Below are 14360 nucleotides of genomic sequence, written 5' to 3' on the forward strand. Positions count from 1 at the left end.
AAACCAAAGCACTTACACTAAGCGTTTACTCAAATCACTCGCTAACGTCAGGGCGATTGTAGCGACGAATTTGTACTACAAAACCAAACAGCGGGTGGTCGAAATAATGCAGTTGCGTACTGATTACACGTCTTTGCTCAGCTAACGGAACTGAAACCAGTTTGTACGCTGTTGATGTCGCCTGACGGGGCTTAGCAGCATTACCAGTGCTGTCATCTTCACTGCTGAAGTAGCTCATTGGTACCGGCTGGCGATAAAACATCTCGCCATCTACATGAAGGTAAGGTACGCGGTTGATATATTTAAGAAATACTTTGATAGTGCCGTCAATTTCCCAAATGGGGGTTCTTAATGAAGCATCGGTAGTGTCATCTTCACCTTGCTCTACAATCATCGGCGTATCAAGCGCTTTAAATGCGCCATACTCTATAGCCTGTGGGTTTGACAAACGGCGGTCCAAATCGGCAAAAATATCTGAAACAGCAAGAAATTGATCAGTGCCATGCGCTGCAGTTTTATCAGCTTCAAAAGCAGTACTTACACCACTTAGGCTGTTTTCATCTGTGCTCGATGTGTTTTTATAAGCATCATTATCAGTAAGAGCGGCGGTGGAGCCGTAACCAAACTCTGGAGCGGAATCGTCAGTTTCATTGTTTACATTATCAACGTGTTTTGGAGCTCGCATATCACCGTTCAAGTCAAACTGCTGCGCGTAGTTTTGCCCACCATAAAGACGCACGTTGAAAGCTTTGTTCTTACCAAACATAACTGGCTGACGCCAGGTTGCGTGAAACAAACGCTCTAGCTCGCGATTAGAACGTATTTGGCGAGAAATTGAAGACAGTGCTTGCTGATTACTGGTAAGCAGATGCGCTTTTGACGCAAGCGGCCAGTCGTGTCCTTCAATGATAATAGGTAAACTTGCTGGAGCGGGTAGCCTATTATCCGGCTGATTCACCTTCCATACGATTACAGGTTGAAGCGCGCTGCTTCTAGACTTGCTCTCGCTTATCGAAACGCCTGAGTTTAGTTCGTCGTCGCCTGGAACAACAACGTTCAGTGCAGTGGTTACCTCAGCGCTAAGCCATGGCTTCGCTTCTTCACAGTACTTAAATACAGGCACCGTGACAGGTGAGGAATCTTTTACACCGAAGAATGACGTCCAATAGCTGGCGATGGTTGCAGCATCAGGAGCGGGTGTGACGTCGTCAGTGATGATCCCCTCATTTGAGTAGTCAAGGCTAACGCTATACTCGGAGTCTGTTGAAGAATAAGTAGCGCCATACTCATCGCCATCAATGGTTTCGCTTTGTGCCTGACTCGCTACGTCTGGTGTAGGAGATGGCTCATTGGCTGTTAAGCCGGATGTTTCATTATATCCATAGCCCGCTTCTTCAGAGTAAGAGCTAGGAGACATGTCACCGTACTGCGCACTGTTATCTTTAGGCAGCGACAAAAAATCTACATCTTTTGCGGGCACGCTCAAAAGTCCGTTGCTAGGCCACTTAACCGAGGTATCAGCGCCGCAAACGGCTAACCCTTGTTTTAGATAGCTTATATCAGGCGAGATGATATCGCTGATGATGTCTGCCTGAGCGCGAGGGGCTGACAAGTTGTCAGCCAAAGAAAACTGCTCTTCTAACTCAGTTAGTGCCACGTTGCGCTTAAACGCAATAACTTCCACATCGAACCACCAGTTGTCATTGGCGTTAGCTGCAGTTGAAATTGTCGTTAAGAGAACGGCGCTTATTGATGCAACTAACGGGCACCAGCGAGATAACTTCATGTTACCGCGACTCCTTTGCAAAATCGGCAATAATATCGCTAATAAACGCGATGCGCTCTTTAGCTGTTTCGGTCTTTTTCACCAAACGCAGTTTTTGGCTTCCTTCAAACTTAAAGGTGTTTGGTTTGGTTTGCACCAAACTAATAATATAGCCTGGGTTAACCTTAGTGGTTTCTTTAAACTCTATGGTACCGCCTTGGGCCGACAAGTCTACTTTTAGAATGCCCAACGCCTGGGCTTTTAGTTTAATTTCAGCCACTTCTATTAAGTTTTTAGCTGGCTCTGGCAATAGACCAAAGCGGTCAATACATTCTACCTGGAATTCATCAATGTCGTCTTGGGACGTACAGCTGGCCAGACGTTTGTATAGCGATAGGCGAGTGTTAACGTCGGCAATATAGTCTTCAGGCAATAGGGCTGGAATACGCAGTTCAACTTCGGTATGGCCCGAGGTCGCGTCGTCTAATGATGGCTCTCGGCCTTCTTTAAGCGCGTTAACGGCTTTATCGAGCATATCCATATACAAACTGAAACCAATACTCGCTATTTGCCCCGATTGATCGTCGCCTAGCAGCTCACCGGCACCACGAATTTCTAAATCGTGGGTAGCAAGCGCAAAACCTGCACCTAAATCTTCAAGCTGCGATATTGCTTCTAAACGTTTTACTGCATCTTTGGTCATGCGCTTTGGATGAGGCGTTAATAAGTAGGCGTACGCTTGATGATGCGAGCGACCCACACGACCACGAAGCTGGTGCAGCTGCGCTAAACCTAAATGGTCGGCTCTATCCATAATAATGGTATTCGCACTTGGTACGTCGATACCTGTTTCAATGATGGTAGTACACACAAGTACGTTGTAGCGCTGGTGGTAGAAGTCGCTCATTACGCCTTCAAGTTCACGCTCGCGCATTTGGCCGTGACCCACTGCAATACGGGCTTCGGGAACGATTTCAGCGATTTCTTCGGCCGTTCGCGCAATGCTATCCACTTCGTTGTGAAGGAAGTAAACCTGACCGCCGCGCAGTATCTCACGCATAATGGCTTCGCGAATAACGGCTTTATTACGCTGCTGCACAAAAGTCTTAATTGATAAACGACGCGCCGGGGCTGTGGCAATAATCGATAAGTCGCGCATGCCTGATAACGCCATGTTAAGCGTACGAGGAATAGGCGTTGCCGTTAGGGTAAGGATATCAACATCGGCACGTAATGACTTAAGTTTCTCTTTTTGACGCACGCCAAAGCGATGTTCTTCGTCGATGATCACAAGGCCTAAGTCTTTATATTTAATATCGCTAGACAGCAGTTTATGTGTGCCTACTACGATATCTACTTTGCCTTCGCCGATCCGCTCAACCACAGATTTTTGCGCTTTACCGCTTACAAAACGGCTCATGACTTCAATTTCAAACGGCCATGCCGCGAAACGGTCTTTGAAGTTCTCGTAATGTTGCTGCGCAAGTAGGGTAGTGGGCACCAAAATAGCCACCTGTTTACCAGCATTAGCAGCAAGGAAGGCCGCGCGCATGGCAACTTCGGTTTTACCGAAACCTACGTCACCGCAAACGAGGCGATCCATAGCCGATGGACTGCCCATGTCGTGCATAACCGCAGCGATGGCTTGGGCTTGGTCGGGTGTTTCTTCAAAGGGGAAGCTGTCTGAGAAGGCTTGGTAGTCATCCCAATTTATTTTGTAAGCAAAACCTGGCTTGGCTGCGCGGCGGGCATATACATCTAAAAGCTCAGCCGCTACGTCACGAACTTTTTCGGCGGCTTTTTGCTTGGCTTTTGTCCATGCGTCTGAGCCCAAGGCGCTAACTGGTGCGCTGTCGGCATCGCCACCAGTGTAGCGTGAAATCAAGTGAAGCGACGCCACAGGCACGTAAAGCTTAGATTGCTTGGCATACTCAATGCACAAATATTCGGTTGCTACGCCGCCCGCGTCCAACGTTTGAAGGCCCAAATAACGGCCAACACCGTGATCGAGGTGCACCACAGGCTGACCAATAGAAAGTTCGGCCAGGTTACGGATAATGGCGCTTTCGTCGGTGGCAGTGCGTTTATCGCGAAGGCGGCGCTGGCTTACCTTTTGCCCTAATAGTTCGGTTTCGGTAATGAATAACAGCTCGCCTTCCTGAGTTTGCCAGCGGAAACTGTTATCAACCATACCCACGGTAATGCCAATGGCGTCGTGGCTTGCGATAAAATCGCTAAAGCTATCAACAATCTTTGGCTTGATGCCGGCTTTGGCAAGTACCGTAAGCAAGCCCTCTCGGCGACCTTGGGTTTCAGCACAAAACAGTACTTTAGCCCCGTTGTCAGTGGCTTGATTTACCGTTTTAATGAGTCTTTCAGCAGGTACTTTTTTCTGCGAGTTAATCGCAATATCATCAAGCTTTTCGCACTGAAGGTTGCTAGTACCTGATTTTTCTTCAAGTACCTTGCTGGAAAGGGATGCACGTGGCCACTGTTTTATGGCACCAAATAGCTCATTTATAGGTAAAAACAGCTCGTCTGGTGCAAGCAGTGGACGGGCTAAGTTATAACGATACTGCTCGTAACGTTCTTGTACGTCGGCCCAGAAAAACTCGCTGGCGTCTTGCACATCACCGTGAAGTAATAGCAGGCTTTTAGGGTGAAGATAGTCAAAAAGCGTAGCGGTTTTTTCAAAGAAGAGGGGAAGATAATATTCCACACCGCTCGGCATGGTGCCCTTGCTTACCTGAGAAAATACGCTTTCAGATGCATTGTTTGCGTCGAACTTTTCTAAAAACTGCTGGCGGAAAAGCGTGATTGCCTCTTTGTCTGTAGGAAATTCTCGTGCTGGTAGCAAGCGAATTTCGTTAACAGCCTCGCCAGAGCGTTGGGTTTCAGTATCGAAATAGCGAATGGAGTCGATTTCGTCATCAAACAAGTCTATTCGAAATGGCTGGTCGCTTCCCATCGGAAAAAGGTCGATGATGCTGCCGCGCACCGAGAATTCGCTGTGGCTCATTACCTGACTAACATGCAGGTAGCCGGCTTGCTCGAGATTGCGTCTGAACTGATCTCTATCTAAGGTGTCGCCCTTGTTTAGCATAAGCAAATACTTTGCTAAATAATCGGTAGGGGCTAAACGCTGCATTAACGTGTTAACAGGCACTATGAATATGCCTTCGCCTTGCTGTGTAAAGCGGAATAGGGTTTCTAATCGCTGAGAAACAATGTCTTGATGGGGCGAAAACGAATCGTAGGGCAGTGTTTCCCAATCTGGAAACAGAGTAATAGGTGTATGCTTTGTATTATCGCTTAAGAAGAAGGCTATTTCTTTTTCGAGCTTCATTGCCGACGGTGTATCGGCGGTAATCAGTACAATAGGGCCTTTGTATTGGCTGAGTGCTTGGCTGATACATAGTGCGGCACTGCTGCCTTGAAGTTGGCCCCAGTGTTTGTGATCTTGTGATGAGGCTTCTTTTTTAGGCGCAGGTAATGGAAGCGATAATAAAGTGGCTGTCATGACGTCCTGTTTTTTAAGTGCAAGATGAATTTTACGGCTTATATACTGATGTTAGGGTCTATTCAGATCCCGCTTTTTTTTCTTTTGCCCGCTTTCTTAGCTGTTGCGTTTGAATATGCAAGCTAGCGCGAACTAAAAGCTCCTGGTCTTGCTCTCGAATGGTGTTAAAAATAAAGGCGATATGGTAACGGTCTTCTACTTGCTCGCAAGTAATTACTTCGCCAAAACAAAATATTGCTGCAGCTTCGGCATCCAAGAAAAGTTTAAGTTCCGCTTTGGCGCCCACATCCAATGCTTCTTTTGACTCGATGACCACACCGCCACCACCGAGCTTTACGGTTTTGAAGCGAAACTCTGGCTCGTCTTGCTGGTGCAAAACGAACGACATCATCAAGTCAATTTTTCGAGACTGATGGTTTAAGTAGTCAGCCAGCGACTCAGCATGATCACTTAGATTGCGAAGCGGACGAATTGCCTGTGCTTCAATAGCGGCCATTTCGCTGGCAATGCGAAATGCATACGGCATCGACTCCTCTAAGTTTTCTTCATCAGGCACTACTTCGTCTTCACCTAACGGGCGCATATTGGCGTTTATGCGATGTGCGATTGAAAAATATTCATCGAATTGGGCTTTTTTTTGTTCTAGGCTAAGTTCGCTCACATCATTCCTCTGCCACTAATTCTTGTGCAGTTAGTAACTTATAAGTAGTATACCGATCACACGTAGTATACTCACTTTACTATTTTGGGGTTAACCCGTCATCTCGTCTTTGGGCTACTTATCTGAATTTCTCATTCATTAAGCATAGCTAAACATAAGGCAGATTACCGTATTACTGAAAAGCAAGGCGCTATGTTTTATCCTCTTTCTGCATTCATTGCTTATCGTTATGCCAAGTCTAACAAAGCAAGCCAAACCAGTTTTGTTTCATTTATTAATCGATTTTCAGTGGCCGGTATTGCACTGGGATTGATGGCGCTGATTATCGTTGTGTCTGTTATGAACGGCCTAGAAGGTCAACTAAAACAGCGCATCTTAGGCATTGTCCCTCATATTGAAATTACAAAGACACCCATCATAAGCGAGAACCCTAGCAAGACATCCAACGAAAACGCAATTACAGAGACACCCACGCAAACTGCAGAAAAAACGCAGGAAGTGACTTTAAAAGAAATTAGCGAGACACCCATCGAAGGCGTTGTTGCCACTATGGCTTACAGGGAAGCTGAAGCAGTAGTGCAGTCTCGCTCGGACTTGCGTGGTGTTCAGGTTCACGGTGTTCAACCTGAAGTAATGATTGAGCACACTTTGGTAGCAAGCCACATGGAACAGGGGCGATTTAGCGATTTAACTGAGGGGAGTTTTGCTGCCATTATTGGGCGCTCACTTGCCATTAAACTTGAAGCGCGGGTTGGAGACCGATTGCGGGTTATGGTGGCAGGCGCAAGTGTGTATACACCTTTTGGAAGAATGCCAAGTCAACGGCTTGTAACCGTGGTGGGTGTCTTCGATATGGGCTCGCAGATGGATGACAAAGTGATGTATATGAATCTTAAGGATGTGAACCGCTTAATGCGAGATCCTAAAGGTAGCGAACAATCGCTTCGACTCTTTTTAAATGACGCTTTTAACTATCAAGCAGTTGTTAGCGCGCTCACCGATAGGGTGGGTGTCTCTGTAAATAATATGAAGACTTGGCGTGAGCGTCAGGGGCCGCTATTTGATGCCGTCAAGATGGAGAAGAACATGATGACACTCATGTTGCTGCTTATTATCGCGGTAGCGGCATTTAATATCGTTTCGGCACTGGTAATGGTGGTAACGGAAAAACAAGGCGATATCGCAGTACTCCAAACTCAAGGTATGTTACCCAGTTCAGTAATGTGGATTTTTGTGTTAAACGGTTTGTTTAACGGCATTAAAGGCGCAGGCATTGGTCTAGTATTAGGCGTAGTGATTACGCTCCAATTAAATAACATTTTGGACCTTATCGGGTCGCCGTTAGCCTTAGCGGCAGACGGTAGAGGGCTGCCAATTGAAATGGACGTTGTACAAATTGCAGGCATTGCTTTGCTGTCTTTGCTACTGTGTGTTTTAGCCAGCGTTTATCCAGCGCGCAAAGCGATGAAAATTGCACCATCGCAAGCGCTCCAAAACGAATAAATCGCTGAATTTACCGTGCAAGTTAGTGCAAAATTCACTATACTCGCGGTCTTTTAAATTTTGCCCAGTGAGACGTCATGAACAAGAATTTTATCACCTCGCAATCGCTTCTACAGGATTCCTTTCGCCTAGCGGCAAAGGTGTATGAAGACGGCTTTCGCCCTGACTTTATTATTGGTATCTGGCGTGGTGGTGCTCCCATTGGTATCGCGGTTCAAGAATTCTTTGAATTTAAGAATACGTCAACCGACCATATCGCAGTACGTACATCGTCTTACTACGGAATAAACAAACAATCGAAAGAGATCCGTGTACACGGATTACACTACTTGGTAGAAAACGCGAATGCTGATGACAAGTTGTTGATTGTTGATGATGTTTTCGATTCAGGCCGCAGCGTAGATGCACTTATTAAGCAAATTAATAAACTAATGCGTTTGAACATGCCTAAAGATATTCGCATTGCATGTCCGTGGTACAAGCCGCAAAACAACACAACAGACATCGTGCCAGATTATTACGTTAACGAAAGTGATGAATGGCTAGTTTTCCCTCATGAAATTGCGGGTTTGTCGGAAGAAGAAATTCGTGAAGGCAAAGGCGAGCTGGCTGACGTTATGGACATTTTGTTCAAAAAGTAGTGAGTAATTGCTTGATATAAGCGACTAGGAGTTGCTGTCAAACGTATCTAAACCGCACGCTTGTGCGGTTTTTTTATCTTCCAACTTTGTTGGAAAAGATAGGGTAAATGTGGTGCCCACGTTTACTTCACTTTCTACGCTAATGGTTCCCCCCATCGCTTCAACGATGGAGAACGAGATATAAAGTCCTAATCCAGTGCCTTTGCCGGTTGGTTTGGTGGTGTAAAACGGTTCAAAGAGCTTTTGAAGGGCATGCTTTTCTATACCGCAGCCCGTATCTTTTACCGTAATGACGGTGTGATCTTTTTCTTCAAACGAAGAAATAGTTAATTTATCGCCATCTTCCATCGCTTGCGCAGCATTTACGAATAAATTGACTAATACTTGGTTTAATTTTCCTGTTTTTCCCTTAATTAAAGGCACATCGCTTAGGTGCTGTTGAATCTTTATTCGGTGCTTCAATTCACTGTTTACTAATCGCAAGGCGTGAGCAATGCAGTCGTTCACGTTTACGGTTTCATCATCGGGAATATCTGCATCGTGGGAAAAAGAGCGAAGACTGGTGATAATGTCTGTAACTCTATTTAGGCCTTCCTCTGATTCGCTGCAAATATCTGCAATTTCGTCGCTTAATGAATCAATCTTATTTTCAACCTTCCACTGTTTCGCAGCTTCAGCTACCTTCAGCCTCTCATCGTCGGTTGCGCTAGCCGCCAATTGTAAGACGATGTCTTGCATTTGCGATAGCGCAGGCAGCACGTTCCGTAAAAAGTGAATGTTGCTATTAATGAAAGCAACAGGGTTATTAATTTCATGGGCAACACCAGCGGCAAGCAAACCTAGCGATGCCATTTTTTCTGAATCGATAAGGCTTTTTTCTACAATGGCTTTTTCTTCTTTCAACCTCACCGTTTCAAGCGCCATTAACTTAGCCTGCATCCCCATGGCCATTTGCTCGGTAAAGGTACGGTATCTGTTAGCCATATCCACAAATTCTTGGGTGTAATAACCCAGTGCTTGATGGCAAAACACAATAACTGCGTGTTGCTGATGTACTTTAAATGGACAATAAAGTACAGAGGTGACGGGCGTGTCGAATAAGGATAGGTGGCGTTGCCACGTCGCTTGCTGTTTGATGTTGAATAGTGCTATGGGTTCACTTTTAACCGCGCGGGAGAGTGTGTCATCGATTTGCCATACGGTGTTAAGTAGCGGTGGATGGGTGCTGTTAATGCACCTCATTTTGCCAGCGCTTTCGTTCTCGAGAACAAAGCAAACTTGATAATTATATAGTCCTTTGAACACACTAAACATTTTTTTATAAAGGTCTTGTTCGTCCTCTGCGGTAAGTAACACACGAGTGCCTTCTAGCAAAGCATCGCTTTCCTTCTTATGTGCCTCAGCCTGCTGTTTAAGGCGGTAAACAAGCGCTAGATCTTCTAAAACATTTTCGTAATCTTTATTCATTGAGAGAACACTACCGCTGATATCATAAGGTTGCCGTGTCTGTTCTTGCCATCTAAAAAGCGCCCTTGCTCGCCAAAAGTAAACGGGCCGCAAATAGGTAATGCTGGAAATTTTTCTTGCAGCGAATTCAGCATGAAATTAATTTCGTCTCCAACCATCAAGCGACATCCTGCGCAGTAAATCATTAGTACGCCAACAGGCTTTCTATTTTCGGGCAGCAACATAACCGCATTGTTTATCACACGCTCTGCACGAGACGTAAGGCTAGAAATGCTACCTTCCATCAACACCAACTCTTCACCTTCTTCTACTTCTGAAAAAACATGTAGTGCACCACTTTCATCGACAGAATCGGGGTGGCACAGAAGGTAATTCACCGCACCGTTGTCTAATTCTACTGGTCTGCCTAGCGGTGCTGACGATGTTAGTCCTAAAATTTGACCGCCATATAGCTGTTGAGCGATAAGGTTATTGGTCGCTTTGTTATAAACGGTGCTTGCACCGCTATTGTTAAGCTGTTGTAGTTGGCGTCCTTTCGCTTTCGTTGCTTTAAATAGGGTATCGGTTGGCTTGTATCCTGAGCTATAACTCACCCCTAATGGAGTAGAGGGATACATAACTGCAACTACCACAGTGTGTGGTCCGCACGCATCTTTTGTAACGGTTGTCCAGTCGCCTGAAACCGTGTTGTCTGCCATTGAACCACCAAAAATAGGAACTTGAGTCCCTACAATGCTGGCGAAACCTTCAAGTATTCTTTCTTCTTCTCCTGGCGGCAACGCACACCAAATTAACGCTGGGCTTTCATAAGGTCTTCCCGCATTGTTTAGCGCATTTTGTAACGCGATGGCGCCAGCTTCAAAGGCACTGTAGCAGGAGGCGTCTGCACTTCCAACGTCGTAGGCTCCACCATCGTCATTCACACAAAAAAGCGCTAACTGGCACCCCGCGTCAACGGTACTGCCGTCGCAAAGTAGCGCTCCTAAACAAGAGCTGGAAATGAAATAAGGCGCGGTAAACGCGCTAAGGCCATGTTGAAGCTCGTTAAAAGGTAAGTCTGCATTGCCGTAGCCAATAACGAGTGAAGGTGTATTTTCACTAAATAACCTATCTATTTCGGACGCCATACTAGGTGCGTCGTTACACTCCAACGAAAATGTTTGTATATACATTCGGCCTTTACCACTCAACCATACTCTTTAATAATAGATTGAAATTAGGAAAAGCTTATTAAACATTAGTTGAAGAGTTACACGAGTTACAGTAACTGTGTTGAAGAGAACTTAATTATCGAGGTAAAACTTGTCGTGAAAGGTATAAACCCACGTTGGCTGGTAGATCACTAAAAGCGTTATCGCCATACCGTTTAACAGAGCTTCAGGAAAGACCAAAAGTGGTATAAGCAAAACGTAGTTGTCAAAAATGATGTCCCAAGTGTATGTACCCTCAATATAATAAAACGCACCGAGCGTTAGCGTCTTTAATGCAATAGAAAGAGCGGCAGGGAAAAAGGCACAAACAAAAATGTACACGAAAAGTTGTCGAGGGATACGGTGAAAAGAAAGCATATAAAATAGATAGGTTATGCCAATAGGCAGAACGGTGCCGAGTAGCCCGTTAACGCCAAAGTTTTCCCAACTTCCGTAGCCGACTGCGTTTGCGCCTAATAGCGCGATAAACGATGCAATAATAGCATTTCTAAAGCCGAGCATTAATGTCAACACTGAAAGGCCTAGAAAATGAACATCTAGGCCCTCGAAGATGCCTGCTTTAAACAACCAGAGAACGAAAAGCGAAGCAGCAGTTCCAAAAATAAGGTGTTGCTGCTGCTTGTTACTCGCAAAATGAGTAAAGTCCACATGCCTGACCGCACCGAGTAAAAATACACCGTAAATCAGCAATGCTAGCAGTTGTAGTGAACTCACTTTTACTCCTTAGTTAATGGCGGGGAGCAGTATTTAGTACTGTTTATCCTTTATACTCAGCCCAAATAGGCGCGTGATCAGACGGCTTTTCGATGCCTCTTAGCTCATAATCAATACCGGCGTCATGTAGTTTTGCATGAAGCGGTTTTGTTGCCAAAATCAAATCTATGCGAAGGCCACGATTATCGTTGAATCCTTTTGAGCGGTAATCGAACCATGAAAACTTGTCATTTGTCTCTGGGTTGAGTGTTCGAAAACTATCTTCAAAGCCCCAGTCAATTACTGTGTTCAACCACTCACGCTCTTCCGGCAAGAAGCTGCATTTTCCAGTTTTCAGCCAACGTTTGCGGTTGTCTTCACCAATGCCAATGTCCAAGTCTGTATGAGAGATGTTGACATCGCCCATAACAATTACATTGTCATCTGGTGTGTGGTTATCATCTAAATAAGTCATTAAGTCTTTGTAGAACTTACGCTTAGCTGGGTACTTGGTTTCATGCTTTTCGTTTTCGCCCTGAGGGAAGTAACCATTTAGAACGGTAACGGGCTCGCCAGCATCATCGGTGGTTTTTAAAATAATCATGCGACGTTGGGCGTCTTCGTCATCTGTTGGGAAACCCATCGACACAGAAAGCGGCTCTTTCTTCGCCAAAAAAGCAACGCCGTAATGGCTCTTTTGTCCGTGGAAATAAACGTGATAGCCCATGGCCTCAACGGCTTCTACCGGAAACTGTTCGTTGTGAACTTTAATTTCCTGTAAGCCAATAATATCGGGTTGGTGTGCGTCGATAACCGCCTGAAGTTGATGTAGACGAGCGCGAATACCGTTTATATTAAATGAGATTACTTTCATGCTTTTTTAGTGGTTGCTTCGAATTTGGCCAGAGTTTACCAGAAACTGCACGGCCACTTAACGACGTTTTGCCACTATATTAATGCATTCAGTCGATTGGCTAGATTAAGTTTATTTATAGCTAATGGTGAAATCGCTGTGTATAAAAGCTCGTCATTAGCATAAATTTAGTCATCCCTTAATCACACGTTTGCCTCATGGTAGGGAGTGTCATTTGGTGCCGTGCGCTTACCGAGTGAAATCAAGAACTCAAACCAAGCATTTGCGTCTTGCACCGCGTTCTTAACAAAGCTTTCATTATCTAGGCCGAGCTCGGGTAAGAGTGTTTCTACTTCTTGTTTGAAAGACACCCATGCTTTGGCACATCCCGCCATCGCTTGATAATACTCGGTAGGAATATCTAACGTCATGGCTTGTAACCGCCTAACAATAATGTTGGCGCCCATTGATGAGCCCAACCATACATAGATGGCTGCGATGGCATGGCTGGTGGTTGAATTGGAGCAAGGAGTTAACTGTGCGATAGCCTGGGCGTTTAAGACTGGCTCATCTTTGTTTTTTATTCTTGTAGTAGGTTCGAGCTTGGCATGGGTGTCATTGTAACGTTGTTGAGCAGACAGTGTTGCGGACGACAACGCGTGGGTGTCATTGTTAAGCGCTAGTAGAACAACTTCGCTATTGAGCATTGAGGCGATGCGGCTAAGGGAAGGGGTCTGGAGTGCAGCCTGTTTTACGGTTGCTGCTGTTGTTTGGTGAAACACCCTCATGATGTTAAGGATGGCAAGATAGGCCTCATGGTTAAAGTCACTATCTTTGTGGTACATAGAGAAGGGAAAGGTATTTTCCAAGATAGCGTGGTTGGCATGGGTGTCTTGCTTAAGAGCAGTAAATAGATTGCGCATGAGGTAAAGGTCTTTGCGTTTAAGCTTTCACAGCGTTGGATGATTTGCTCTAACTTTATCATGGGTGTCTTCGTAACGGGCGAAAAATGTCAATGTTAATAATGTAATGGCTGATCGAGTTACAACCGGGAGTGATTCCCGTAATTTCAGGGGTAAACTTGGGTGTCTTCTTAATAATGTTTTTGATGATGAAGAAGAGCTATGGATGGGTGTCTTTGTAAGTGGGTTAGCCGAGGGGACTTTTTTAACGCTTATTGCATTGCGCCTATTACTGGGGCAGGTATACTTGCCGCAAAATTTGAGATAGGTGAAATAACGTGTTTCCAGAAACAGTTGCAGACAAATTAAGTGATGCGGTTATCGAGCAAGCGATGAAGCTAAGTGCAGAAGACCGACAAGAGCTTGTAGTGAGCTATATTGCAAAAGCAAATGAAATTTGGATGGTGCAAGGTAGTGAAGGTTTTGTGATGTTTGAAGGTGGTGAAAGCGTTCAGCTACCAGTATTCCCGCATCACGATTTAGCTCAAAAGTTTGTAGATATAAACGAAATTGAAGGTCAATGCGTGAATATTACACTCGATGAGTTTATGCAAACTTGGTTGCCAGGCCTTGATAAGAATGGCGTTGAGCTAGTAATGTTCCCCACCACGAGTGATGTTGAAAACCTAGTTATGACTGCAGATGACTTAGCCTCAGAGCTTAGCGGAAATTAAGCAAGGTATAGAGATCATGAGTTCTCTCGAAACTTTGCTTCCTCTGGCTTCATCATTGGCTAACGCGAAAGGATGGGACGATTTTACTCGTACACTGATGCTTGCGGGTAAATCGCTTGTCCCGCTTCCAGCGGAAAAACGTTTGGCTGAAACAGAAGTAGAAGGGTGTGAAAGTCCGGTATGGCTCGCCACTTCTGACGAACAAGGCAGTTTGATGGCTTACTCGCCTAGCAAAGTGATTCGCGGCGTGCTTGCAGTATTGTTAGAAAAAGCAAACGAGTTAACCCCGCAGCAGCGCAGTGAATTCGACTTTGAGAGATATTTGTCTCGCTGTCAGCTGGAACGCTACTTAAGTCAGTCCCGTGGAAACGGGATTAAATCTGTAATAGCTAAATTAAAGAGCATCTAGC

12 protein-coding genes are annotated in these 14360 nt (G+C 45.2%); 4 read left to right on the top strand and 8 right to left on the bottom strand.

The genetic code is table 11. The features are described from left to right. Positions 1-34: 34 nt before the first annotated feature. The 3 genes from AC0J2X_RS14355 to AC0J2X_RS14365 are packed head-to-tail and all read right to left on the bottom strand — an operon-like array spanning position 35 to position 5946. Positions 35-1786 carry a CsiV family protein gene (locus tag AC0J2X_RS14355; protein ID WP_472996151.1) on the bottom strand — a complete coding sequence of 584 codons (1752 nt, stop codon included), beginning with the start codon at positions 1784-1786 and terminating at the stop codon, positions 35-37. Between the two features lies 1 nt (position 1787). Next, positions 1788-5285, bottom strand: a complete 3498-nt coding sequence (gene mfd, locus AC0J2X_RS14360; protein ID WP_281715245.1) for a transcription-repair coupling factor — start codon at positions 5283-5285, stop codon at positions 1788-1790. A gap of 58 nt (positions 5286-5343) precedes the next feature. Further along, positions 5344-5946: a PilZ domain-containing protein gene (locus AC0J2X_RS14365; RefSeq protein ID WP_014976255.1), complete on the bottom strand. Its 603-nt coding sequence runs from the start codon at positions 5944-5946 to the stop codon at positions 5344-5346. A gap of 192 nt (positions 5947-6138) precedes the next feature. On the opposite strand from AC0J2X_RS14365, the gene AC0J2X_RS14370 reads away from it, so the two are divergent. Then, on the top strand, positions 6139-7449 hold the full coding sequence (locus tag AC0J2X_RS14370) for a lipoprotein-releasing ABC transporter permease subunit (protein WP_472996152.1): 1311 nt from the start codon (positions 6139-6141) through the stop codon (positions 7447-7449). Positions 7450-7526: 77 nt separating this feature from the next. After that, positions 7527-8090, top strand: coding sequence for a phosphoribosyltransferase (locus AC0J2X_RS14375; protein ID WP_014949139.1), 564 nt, complete (start codon positions 7527-7529; stop codon positions 8088-8090). Positions 8091-8114: 24 nt separating this feature from the next. Here the strand turns inward: AC0J2X_RS14375 and AC0J2X_RS14380 are convergent, their stop codons facing one another. The 5 genes from AC0J2X_RS14380 to AC0J2X_RS14400 all read right to left on the bottom strand — a co-directional run bounded on the left by AC0J2X_RS14380 (position 8115) and on the right by AC0J2X_RS14400 (position 13237). Then, positions 8115-9557 (bottom strand): sensor histidine kinase, encoded by a 1443-nt coding sequence (locus AC0J2X_RS14380; protein ID WP_014979053.1) that lies wholly within the window; start codon positions 9555-9557, stop codon positions 8115-8117. Then, positions 9554-10729 (bottom strand): FIST signal transduction protein, encoded by a 1176-nt coding sequence (locus AC0J2X_RS14385; RefSeq protein ID WP_472996153.1) that lies wholly within the window; start codon positions 10727-10729, stop codon positions 9554-9556. Before AC0J2X_RS14385 ends, AC0J2X_RS14380 begins: the two co-directional genes overlap by 4 nt. A 111-nt stretch (positions 10730-10840) precedes the next feature. Beyond that, a complete protein-coding gene (locus AC0J2X_RS14390; protein ID WP_049586496.1) occupies positions 10841-11482 on the bottom strand; it encodes an energy-coupling factor ABC transporter permease in 642 nt (213 codons plus the stop codon). A 43-nt stretch (positions 11483-11525) separates the two neighbouring features. Then, complete coding sequence (gene xthA, locus AC0J2X_RS14395; RefSeq protein ID WP_014949143.1) at positions 11526-12335, bottom strand: exodeoxyribonuclease III; 810 nt, start codon at positions 12333-12335, stop codon at positions 11526-11528. Between the two features lie 182 nt (positions 12336-12517). After that, positions 12518-13237 (bottom strand): heme oxygenase-like domain-containing protein, encoded by a 720-nt coding sequence (locus AC0J2X_RS14400; protein ID WP_472996154.1) that lies wholly within the window; start codon positions 13235-13237, stop codon positions 12518-12520. A gap of 317 nt (positions 13238-13554) precedes the next feature. Here AC0J2X_RS14400 and AC0J2X_RS14405 point away from each other — a divergent pair, with 317 nt between their 5' ends. Together AC0J2X_RS14405 and AC0J2X_RS14410 are read left to right on the top strand one after the other, a co-directional pair. Continuing rightward, entirely contained in the window at positions 13555-13950 is a 396-nt protein-coding gene (locus tag AC0J2X_RS14405) for a DUF2750 domain-containing protein (protein ID WP_039227089.1), read from the top strand. 16 nt (positions 13951-13966) lie between these two features. After that, the gene (locus AC0J2X_RS14410) at positions 13967-14359 is read left to right on the top strand and encodes a SufE family protein (protein WP_075176384.1); all 393 of its coding nucleotides are present in this window, start codon (positions 13967-13969) and stop codon (positions 14357-14359) included. The last annotated feature ends 1 nt before the right edge of the window (position 14360 follow it).

It is taken from the genome of Alteromonas sp. R7, assembly GCF_055755235.1.

What these genes read in the sequence shown, in the direction of transcription:
- AC0J2X_RS14375 (WP_014949139.1), top strand. Translation starts at nt 7,527, where the DNA reads ATGAACAAGAATTTTATCACCTCGCAATCGCTTCTACAGGATTCCTTT.
- AC0J2X_RS14410 (WP_075176384.1), top strand. Translation starts at nt 13,967, where the DNA reads ATGAGTTCTCTCGAAACTTTGCTTCCTCTGGCTTCATCATTGGCTAAC.
- mfd (WP_281715245.1), bottom strand. Translation starts at nt 5,285, where the DNA reads ATGACAGCCACTTTATTATCGCTTCCATTACCTGCGCCTAAAAAAGAA.
- AC0J2X_RS14355 (WP_472996151.1), bottom strand. Translation starts at nt 1,786, where the DNA reads ATGAAGTTATCTCGCTGGTGCCCGTTAGTTGCATCAATAAGCGCCGTT.
- xthA (WP_014949143.1), bottom strand. Translation starts at nt 12,335, where the DNA reads ATGAAAGTAATCTCATTTAATATAAACGGTATTCGCGCTCGTCTACAT.
- AC0J2X_RS14385 (WP_472996153.1), bottom strand. Translation starts at nt 10,729, where the DNA reads ATGTATATACAAACATTTTCGTTGGAGTGTAACGACGCACCTAGTATG.
- AC0J2X_RS14400 (WP_472996154.1), bottom strand. Translation starts at nt 13,237, where the DNA reads ATGCGCAATCTATTTACTGCTCTTAAGCAAGACACCCATGCCAACCAC.
- AC0J2X_RS14380 (WP_014979053.1), bottom strand. Translation starts at nt 9,557, where the DNA reads ATGAATAAAGATTACGAAAATGTTTTAGAAGATCTAGCGCTTGTTTAC.
- AC0J2X_RS14370 (WP_472996152.1), top strand. Translation starts at nt 6,139, where the DNA reads ATGTTTTATCCTCTTTCTGCATTCATTGCTTATCGTTATGCCAAGTCT.